The 9,126-nt window shown below is 24.4% G+C and carries 8 protein-coding genes and 2 pseudogenes; 1 reads left to right on the top strand and 9 read right to left on the bottom strand.

Annotated features, from left to right (window positions below; genetic code table 11):
* Positions 1 to 507 precede the first annotated feature (507 nt).
* The 8 genes and pseudogenes from HNP63_RS05390 to HNP63_RS05360 form a co-directional block, all read right to left on the bottom strand.
* Positions 508 to 610: pseudogene (locus HNP63_RS05390) on the bottom strand (helix-turn-helix domain-containing protein); the annotation flags it as partial.
* Positions 611 to 733: 123 nt separating this feature from the next.
* Complete coding sequence (locus tag HNP63_RS05385) at positions 734 to 943, bottom strand: hypothetical protein (RefSeq protein WP_183227422.1); 210 nt, start codon at positions 941 to 943, stop codon at positions 734 to 736.
* Between the two features lie 222 nt (positions 944 to 1,165).
* Positions 1,166 to 1,582: pseudogene (gene mtnN, locus HNP63_RS07130) on the bottom strand (5'-methylthioadenosine/S-adenosylhomocysteine nucleosidase).
* On the bottom strand, positions 1,576 to 1,848 hold the full coding sequence (locus tag HNP63_RS07125) for a phosphorylase family protein (protein ID WP_373477050.1): 273 nt from the start codon (positions 1,846 to 1,848) through the stop codon (positions 1,576 to 1,578). Before HNP63_RS07125 ends, mtnN begins: the two are co-directional and overlap by 7 nt.
* A gap of 452 nt (positions 1,849 to 2,300) precedes the next feature.
* Entirely contained in the window at positions 2,301 to 2,825 is a 525-nt protein-coding gene (locus tag HNP63_RS05375; RefSeq protein WP_011703899.1) for a P52 family lipoprotein, read from the bottom strand.
* A gap of 367 nt (positions 2,826 to 3,192) precedes the next feature.
* Positions 3,193 to 3,516 (bottom strand): plasmid maintenance protein, encoded by a 324-nt coding sequence (locus HNP63_RS05370; RefSeq protein ID WP_011703900.1) that lies wholly within the window; start codon positions 3,514 to 3,516, stop codon positions 3,193 to 3,195.
* A gap of 7 nt (positions 3,517 to 3,523) precedes the next feature.
* Positions 3,524 to 4,156, bottom strand: coding sequence for a ThiF family adenylyltransferase (locus HNP63_RS05365; RefSeq protein WP_183227420.1), 633 nt, complete (start codon positions 4,154 to 4,156; stop codon positions 3,524 to 3,526).
* Positions 4,157 to 4,962: 806 nt separating this feature from the next.
* Positions 4,963 to 5,844 carry a P12 family lipoprotein gene (locus HNP63_RS05360; RefSeq protein WP_183227418.1) on the bottom strand — a complete coding sequence of 294 codons (882 nt, stop codon included), beginning with the start codon at positions 5,842 to 5,844 and terminating at the stop codon, positions 4,963 to 4,965.
* A 1,077-nt stretch (positions 5,845 to 6,921) separates the two neighbouring features.
* Between HNP63_RS05360 and HNP63_RS05355 the strand changes: the two genes are divergently transcribed.
* Positions 6,922 to 7,437 (top strand): virulence associated lipoprotein, encoded by a 516-nt coding sequence (locus tag HNP63_RS05355; protein WP_419253588.1) that lies wholly within the window; start codon positions 6,922 to 6,924, stop codon positions 7,435 to 7,437.
* 450 nt (positions 7,438 to 7,887) lie between these two features.
* Here the strand turns inward: HNP63_RS05355 and HNP63_RS06910 are convergent, their stop codons facing one another.
* Positions 7,888 to 8,205 carry a transposase gene (locus HNP63_RS06910; RefSeq protein WP_011703905.1) on the bottom strand — a complete coding sequence of 106 codons (318 nt, stop codon included), beginning with the start codon at positions 8,203 to 8,205 and terminating at the stop codon, positions 7,888 to 7,890.
* Positions 8,206 to 9,126: the final 921 nt, after the last annotated feature.

Below are 9,126 nucleotides of genomic sequence, written 5' to 3'. Positions count from 1 at the left end.
ATTAAAAATTAATTAATGTAAATTAAATTACATTTTGATAATTTTAGTTTTAATAATTGGCGGTCACAAACAAAAATGAAAATTATATACCAAATAAAAGGGTTACTTATAAAGAAGTAAATCAATCTTAAAGTTATTAATTTGATATTTTATATTACTCTTAAAATACCCTTAAGCTTTACAATAGCCATCAATGTTAACATAAATCATTACTGGCAATACAAACTAATGGTAGTAATACAAACTATCTTGATGGGTATACATAATAAAAGCAGACGATTTATTAAAAATAACAAATAATTTATAGTCAAAAGTATATAAAAATTAAAACAAAAAAAATTAGAAATATAGCAAGAATTGCTATTCTAAATAGAACAATTCTTACTACTAATATCACAATTTCTAAAAAAATTCTTTCCTAATTGAAATCTATTTTTTAAGATTTTTTACTAAACTTTCTAAACTAATATTTTTCATAATTTACGCTCTTAATATAACTATATATTTTTTGTTATACAAAAATAATACACCCTAGAAATACTTTTAAAAAGTATTTCTTTTGATTAGTATTAGGATATATTCTATGCTTATAAGCTTTATCAACACACATATATTCCATTGTTCTTTATCTATAAATTTCGTAAACTTGAGTAGAAAGTCCATAGTTAGAATACTAATAAGTCCACTCCCATCTTTAACAAAACTTCCTATACTTTCACTTTAGTATAATCACTTAAAGTATTATTATTCCTGTTACACTCCTAACTATCTTAATGTAAAAAATTATAATGTCAGCATATCCTGCTCTAACGAGCATAACTCCCTTAAAGTTGTTAAACTGGACTTTCTCTTCTCTCCACCTTCTGCACTTATGACCAACTTGAGATAGAACTATTATTAAAATTTCAAACCCTAAAAGCAAGTGCAATATAATACGACCCACAATGCAACTTACTTAAAACGAGAAATATTATTCTGCAACATAGTAATTAAGCTAATATAATCAATAAAAATAATCTGAATATCGTGTAAATACCAAAGAAGTAGGGGATAATTACACATGTAATACAATGCAAATTTATAAATATATATAAAAAATGTCTTTTTTTACGCATAATTGAAAATTATGAAAACTACGGAAATTATATATTTCTTAAAGAATTCTTTAAATTTCTTGTACAACTTTCGCTGAATTAAAAGCAGCCAATTCAAAAAATTTATTATATTCAACTTCATTTTTCTCTTTATTTACAATATCACATATAGACCTAATAACTATAAAAGGTACATTAAATATATGAGAAACATGCCCTACTGCTGCACCTTCCATCTCAACAGCTATTACATATTTAAAGTTTTTTAAAATTTTTTGATATAAATTGGGTCAATAAACTGATCTCCTGTTAATATTAATCCTGAATGTATTAGCATCTCCAACCTTTAATTTAATAGCTTCTCTAGCCTTTTTAATCAAATTCTTATCGGCACTAAATTTTTGGGGAAATCCCATGAGCTGCCCCACCTTGTGTCCGAATTTAGTTAAATCAACATCATGATATGCAACTTCTGAAGATACTACCACATCACCCACTTTAATATTTTTATATTTATCACTAACAACACACCACCAGCAACTCCAGAATTAATTATATGACTTATCTTGTATTTTGACAAAATATAGCCCATCCAAGCACCAATATTAACCTTGCCAACCCCACAATCAACAACCATAACATTGCGATTAGACAACTTCCCCTTTACAATCTTTTTATTAAGACCATATTCCTTAAGAACTATTTCTTCCTTATTAGACATAAGCTTATTTATCTGTTCAAGCTCATAGTCCATAGCAGTTACTATTTATTAAAAAAACATTGATGTTTTTAGAAAAAGCAACATAGCTATTTGAAAAAACCAATAAAAAAAGAAAAAATTTTATTAAAAAATTATTCATAAAATCATACTCCTTATAATAAAAAATACTTATATTATTATTTTACAAAATGGAAATCAAAACTAAGTCACTTTTGAAAAATTTTTTGTAAAAGACATTTTAAAAATATCCTATCCGCATTACAATATTAATGCCTTAAACTTTACAAAAGCTACCATTGTTAATGGAAATATAAAAATCTTATTTCTTTCTAAAGGATATAAAATAAATTTGAAGAAAAACTTAGATTTTTATATAAAAAATGCTTATAAATGTTAGATAATGCTAATTATCGCGCCATTAATTTATTAATGGCGCATGTAACTTGCTTATTTATATTCTTTTTGATTTAATTAAAAGGATCATTTTACACAAAAACACCAAAATCTTCCAATTTTAATTTTAAAGATTTTACTATGCTTTTGAATTGTTGATCAAAAGTACGCATAACACAATCAAAACAATTGTGCTCATCATCATCAAAATAAAAAAGATTAATTAAGTATGCGTCCTTAATACACATATACAAGAAAAAAACTTCTGTTTCAAATACACTATTACTTACACGCATTTTCAATTTGAGAAATAGATTTATTAGCTCTTTAGACCTCTTGGAGCCCAATCTTGTAAAGAACTTGTCAAAATCATTTTCACTATAGTCTTCGAATAGCGGCCATAAAAAATCAGAGCCATCGGATTGATACGCTAAAAAATCAGAGCTATCGGATTGATATGCTAAAGAATTAGAGTCATCGGATTGATACACTAAAAAGTTATTATTTGCAAATCGGTCTATAACCTGGCGCATATCACTTAAAACACAATATTCAACCGCACTCAATTTCAAATTAGAAAGTGTACCCTTTATCGTAAAAAAATCATCACAGCTCATTTTGTACAACCCTTCTTTTATGAACAAAAACTAGCGATTGGTCAAACATTTATTTTTTTTATTTAAAACCCAACAAACAAGGCCAACATATTTCTATTGCATGCTATACACTTTTAATATTAAACTATTATTTATAATAATATTACTATAATTGATAAATACAACCACAACTTACTTATTTACATTTTTTTTGACTAATCATAACTTAAGCTTTACAAAAGCTATTCTATTCTTGAAATAAGAATTATTAATGGATAATGTGGCTTATTACGGCAATTTGAACAGTTTATTTTTTTTTTAAAAAAATATTCATAAATGACTCCAAAATTTTTCATAAAAAATAATAAAAATTATATATCTCAAAAATTTATATTTTTTTTAAAAGTAAATAGTCTGATATTTTTGATTGAGCTTGCTTAGCGGAGCAATTAAGCTTGTAATAACATAAAATGCCACAATCCCTGTCTTTAGTATAAAATTTAGCTATGATTTTTATTTCTTTTAATTTATCAAGATATTTTTCCATTATTGTTAGTGTGGTGTCGGTCAGCCCCGAAATTTTAAGTTTGTCATTATAGTGCTTAAGTATCACTTTTGGAGAATATTGACTAAATTGGGTATTTGCTAGTTCTATTGTTAAGACAAGAATTCCCAATTCAATGTGCAATTTGCTGATTAATTGATTTTCCATAAATTATCTATAAATATAATACTATCATTGTTAATGACAAATTACTATTGCTATTTAAAACTGGATTTACAAAAACCAATTTTAATATAATCACCCTAATACTTAACATTTTTATAATTACTATCTCATAAAGTTGCATTATTAGTAAAGAAAAAGGGGCTTGATGGTCTTTATTTACTAATATTATTTTACTTTCTAATTTAGAAGATGATGACTTTTTTATAACTCCTATAACAGTGCGGTAGTAGTAAGATGAAATATTTGAAATATAAAATGGACCAATAACTGAAAAATCATTAAAATATCCAATATTTATAAGTGAAATAGAATTTTCAATACAAAATTTATTAACTAAGGGTAAATAGTAGTCATAATCTGCTAACAGTACTATTAATGATGGTTTAATTTTTGAGTTAGCAAAAATATTCTCCAATAATTTTACTAAAACTTTTTCCTTATAAGATTTAGTTTGAATGGTTTTATTTAGCAATTTTATTTTTTCTTTAATTATATCTACTTTGCCAAATCTTATATCATTATAACTAAATAAAAATTGTCTATTTAGATTAGATTCTTGTATTTTGTCTTCATATATAAAAGTTAAAGCTGCTAATCCTAAAGTAGAAAGAGAATAGGTCATAAAATTTCCAATACCACTCACATCCAACTATAATGATATGCTCTTTTTCTAAGCTAATATTTTTTGGATGTGCAAGCAAAAGCTCCCAAAAATATTTATTTTAAAAGTAATCTCTATTTTGGATGTTCACAAAAAGGAATTAATACTTTATTTTATAATGCTAATTTTATAGTTTTATCGCTAATATTATTTTCAGTAGTAAATAATATTAATTCTTTGTATGTTTTTTTATTTTTTGCAAATATTACGATATCGAGCAAATGTTTAAAAATGTTATCATTTATTTTAATTTGAGATTTGCCTAGATTAACAAGAGTACCAGAAATTGACCTATTAAAAATGCGATTGGATTTTATATGTAAGTTATTTTATACCTTTTAATACTTAAGACTAAATGCATTAAATATTTAAAATAATCTAATAGCACTTAGTATTAAATATTAATTGAAATTCTTACCTAGCATAATTGCAGCTTCCATTATATTATTATAGGGTAATAATAACATAATAATGAAAAACCAAGATACGGCCAAAAGCAGCATTGGTTGAAATAAACATTAATCTAATTTTTTGTGTGTGCTTTTAGAAGGAAGCTGTCCACAACACAAAAGAACCGTCTGGAAACCTGGGTGGCACACATAAACAACATAATAAAGTATCTCGAAGAAAATTGGAAAACCCAATGTTTAATATAATCTCTAAAAATACTTAAGATAAATTAAACTTTATAAAAGTTGTCAATGTAAATGATTGACTATTAATGCCATTAAAAACAAATTTATTTCCTTATATACTATACTTTATTATTAGTTAATACTTTTTAAAACGGTTTTTACATGTTCAATAAGTTTTTCCAATTCTTGCTTTTTCACCATTGCCTCAGCTTTTTTTAAAAAATAAGAGTCTAAGTTATCTAAAGTACTCTCTGCTTTACTTAAAGCTTCTCTAGATAATTTTAGTGCATAAGATGCCTTATTTTTACTCTCTAATCTTTTAATAATGCTCTCTTCTAAACTTTTCTGAGCAATATCAAAAAATAAAGCTGCAGATCTTATCTCTTGTTCTGCCATATCGATCTTATTTATAAATTCATCAAATTCAAAACCTATCTTTAACTCATTTTGCAATTGCGCTAGTTCCCTTATCTTATTTTTATTGTTATTTAAATTTTCCATTAGTGATGCTTTTTTATTCTGAATCTTGCTCATCACATTATTAAAATCATCTTTTATTAAAATATATTCATCTTTAAGTACACACACATCCTCAATTAACTTAAAGAATCCAGAGTCTTTAAGAATATCTTGTATATTTTTAATTACTTCACTTGCCCTTCTTTCTTCATAAGTAAAAGGAACTAAATCCTCTTTTTTTATTTCTTTTTTTTTAGCATGATTAGTTGAAATATTCGGTATATCAACCTTATTATTCAATGATTTTGAAGACACTATAGGTCCTATAGGAACAATTAAATCCTGATATTTCCGCTCTCCAAAATTTTTATTAAAACCTTTTTGCTCTTCTTGACTACTATATAAATTCTTTAAAGAATCTTTTTGAACACTATCCAAAACTTCTTTTACATTATCATTATTATTTTGTTCTTTATTACCAAATAATTTAGAATCTAGACTACAAGACATCAATCCTAACATTAACAATATATATAAAAACAAATTTTTTCCCACAAAAATATTCTCCTTTCCTCTAATTAAGAATATATATTATAAATAATAATTATTCTTAATTAAAATTATATATCACTTTGTTTGAATTACAATATAATATATATTATTATATTTATATAATATACTTTTTTACTTATTAATCACTCATAGAATATTTGATTAATCTATTTATCAATAAATTAATACCTACTCAAATTCCATAAATTAAGCCAATATTCAATTATTAAAACCACTATTAGAAGGTAATATTAATATGAAAAAAAATTTCACATTAATATTAATTTTTGGTTTAACCATACAAATCTTTATCATAAAAGGCAAACAATTATGAGAAAAATAAGTTTATTATTATTTTTGTTTTTGTTATTTAATTTAAATGCTAATTCCTATATAAAGGATAATATTATAAAGCAAACAATGCTTCATACTTTTCATACTTTTTATTTGAATTTTCTGTTTTCTTCTAATGCTTTTTCAAAACCGTTATTCAATTAATTACTTTTACTTTTACTTTTACTTTTACTTTTACTCATTAATTATAGTTATTCCCTACAATAAAACATTAATACTAAAAATACCAATTATCTTACAATTAATAGAAGACAGTCCTCTTGCAATAACTATATATTGGAATAAGAAAATTTGGTAAAAATTAATCAAGAATATATAAAATATACTTTAAAAAATTCAAAATGTTATAAAACTTCCTACAATAAATATATTATTTAATTATGTATATATTATTTATTATATTTAAATAATTAAATAATATATACATATCAGAATTCCATTTATTATACTAAAGCCTAAATTATATTCAAGGAGAGTATTTATGAAGTATTATATAATTATAAGTATATTTATTTTTCTATTTTTAAATACTTGCAATCCAAATTTCAACACTAAGCACAAAGAAGATATTAAATCTCCATTTATAAGGAATTAAACCTTAACACAGAAGTAGCCCCCAAGCAAAAAGAAGAAATAGACCAAACTAAAAGAATAGAAAACTCACTACTTCATGATTTAAAAAATTTAATAGAAAAAGCTAACACACAGAAAGAAGAGTATATAAAAATGCTGGAGGAAGAACCTTCTGACCAATACGGAATACCTTTTAATGATTTTAATTGGGGACCCCCAAATACAGAAAAAATATCCTCCAATACCGACAGATCTATAAAGTATAGAAGACACATTTATACCATTTTAAGTTCTATTGACACTAAGGAATTCAAGGAATTTGCAAATATTTTAAAGCTGGCAATAATACTCGATATGTACAACCTATTTAACGACCTTGGGCGTTCTCTTGACATAGTAACTAATTACTTATACTCCAAAAAAGAAACTCTAGATAAACTAGATACTTCGGATTTAGAGAAGCTTAAAAATTCATTTGAAAAAATATTATCTATAATACAAAATGTCTCAGAGATGTCAAAACAACTTTTATTAGATTATAAAAATGATACAAATCTTATAAAAACAGATATCAATATGCTTAAATCTCATGTAAACACACTTCATAATCAATTCAAAGAACAACCTACAGAAGTAGAAACACTACAACAAGTCATATTATCAATATAGACTCTTAATGCCCTTTTAATTTAGTGGAAATTAAAAAACAGTATATTCGGGATTTATATAAAAAACATATTATCTACTTTAGTAAATAATATTGAAAATCTTATTTTTGGTCTAAAAATTATTACCTTATTTCTACTGAAGGAGTTTCTATAGATATCATAAAAAGCATATGTGAACTACTATTTCTAATCAAGGATTATAGAAATAGCTTCTTGTTTCATCCCATGATAGCTTTTTAGGCTCTACAAGAAACGGGCATCCACTAGAAGCATGGTCCCACAAGCTTTACTTTAGGCAGTTCCTGCCTTGATTTTTATTTATTTACAGCAATAGACCTTAACGATTTAGAGCTATATTTATATTTCCATAATACATGGCACCATGACTGTTAAAAGTCCACCTAGTATCCCTTAATTTTAGAGTTATATTTTTAATACAACAATTATTACATCATAATTTGATTGATGGAAAATATCTATCTACTTTATGAAAACAAAATCCATGCCGTTCTAATTTATATGATAATTTTCTTACAAACTCATGCCATCCTAAATTATTAATACTTTTCCCAAAAATTCCTTTTTGCATACCTTTAACTGATAAGTTTTCTATTATTGTATTTTTATAATTAGATATAAAATAGTAAGACAACCTATGTGAAAAGTCTTTTCTTTGATTTGAAATTTTATTATGTAGCTTAAAAGCTCTTAATTTAGATTTAGTTCTATTAATATAACCTTTTTGTTTTTTTCCAACTTTCTTTGGCATTTCTTAAGTTTATTTTCATTTTTAGTAAATATTTAGGATGATTAGTTCTCTAACATTCACTACTTACTAAAGTAGTCCATGCCCACTCAATGCCAACTATCCCTTTTTTTATCATATTTAATTTTATTGTTATTTTTGATATCTAAGCACTCAACTGGCACTAAACTATAATATTTATCATCGGTATCTTTTTTCTACTACTACATTTTAAATAATCTTATTGCTCTTCATACCCACTGTAAATAGGGCTTTACAAATACAATTTTAGGCAACTTAATATAGCCACTTTCTATTCTTATTAAGCTTTTTTGATTATTGGTTCTAAAAATTTGCCTTATGTTCTATTTCTTTTTTAATTTCTCTGAAAAATTATTATGTGTAGAGAGTTTAAATCAATTTGAGAATTATAAAAGGCTGAACTATTAATTTCTTTTTAAAATGGAAACTCTTCTTTATATTTACTTAGATAAGTAATAAAACTTTGCTTATTTTTTATAATAATATATTTTATAACTTAACATTTTGTTATATAAAATCTTACACATCTAAATACTTTTGATTAGTATTAGGATATATTTTATACTCATAAGCTTTAATAGCGCTAATATACTTCATTATTTTAGCAATATCTTAATCTTATACTTAATACATATGGCACATAAACTAATTTTTAATAATCACTGAGTATATTCTATTAATATTAATTATCACTTAGTATTGTTGCTAAATATAGTCATAAATGAATAAATAACGAGCTTTCATCTTATCTTTATCAAATAATACTTAATATATATTTATTGTGGGAAATAACCATTGATAAATTCAACTATGATAAAAATCATATTTATTTACTACTAGAATTTATTCCTAATATTTAAACTTCTAAATTCATCAATAATCTAAAAACAGCATCTTTGGGAG

It is taken from the genome of Borreliella afzelii, assembly GCF_014202295.1.
Classification (GTDB): Bacteria; Spirochaetota; Spirochaetia; order Borreliales; family Borreliaceae; genus Borreliella; species Borreliella afzelii.
The sequence above is the reverse complement of the archived record's forward strand: the minus strand, read 5'-3'. Positions and strand labels throughout refer to the sequence as shown.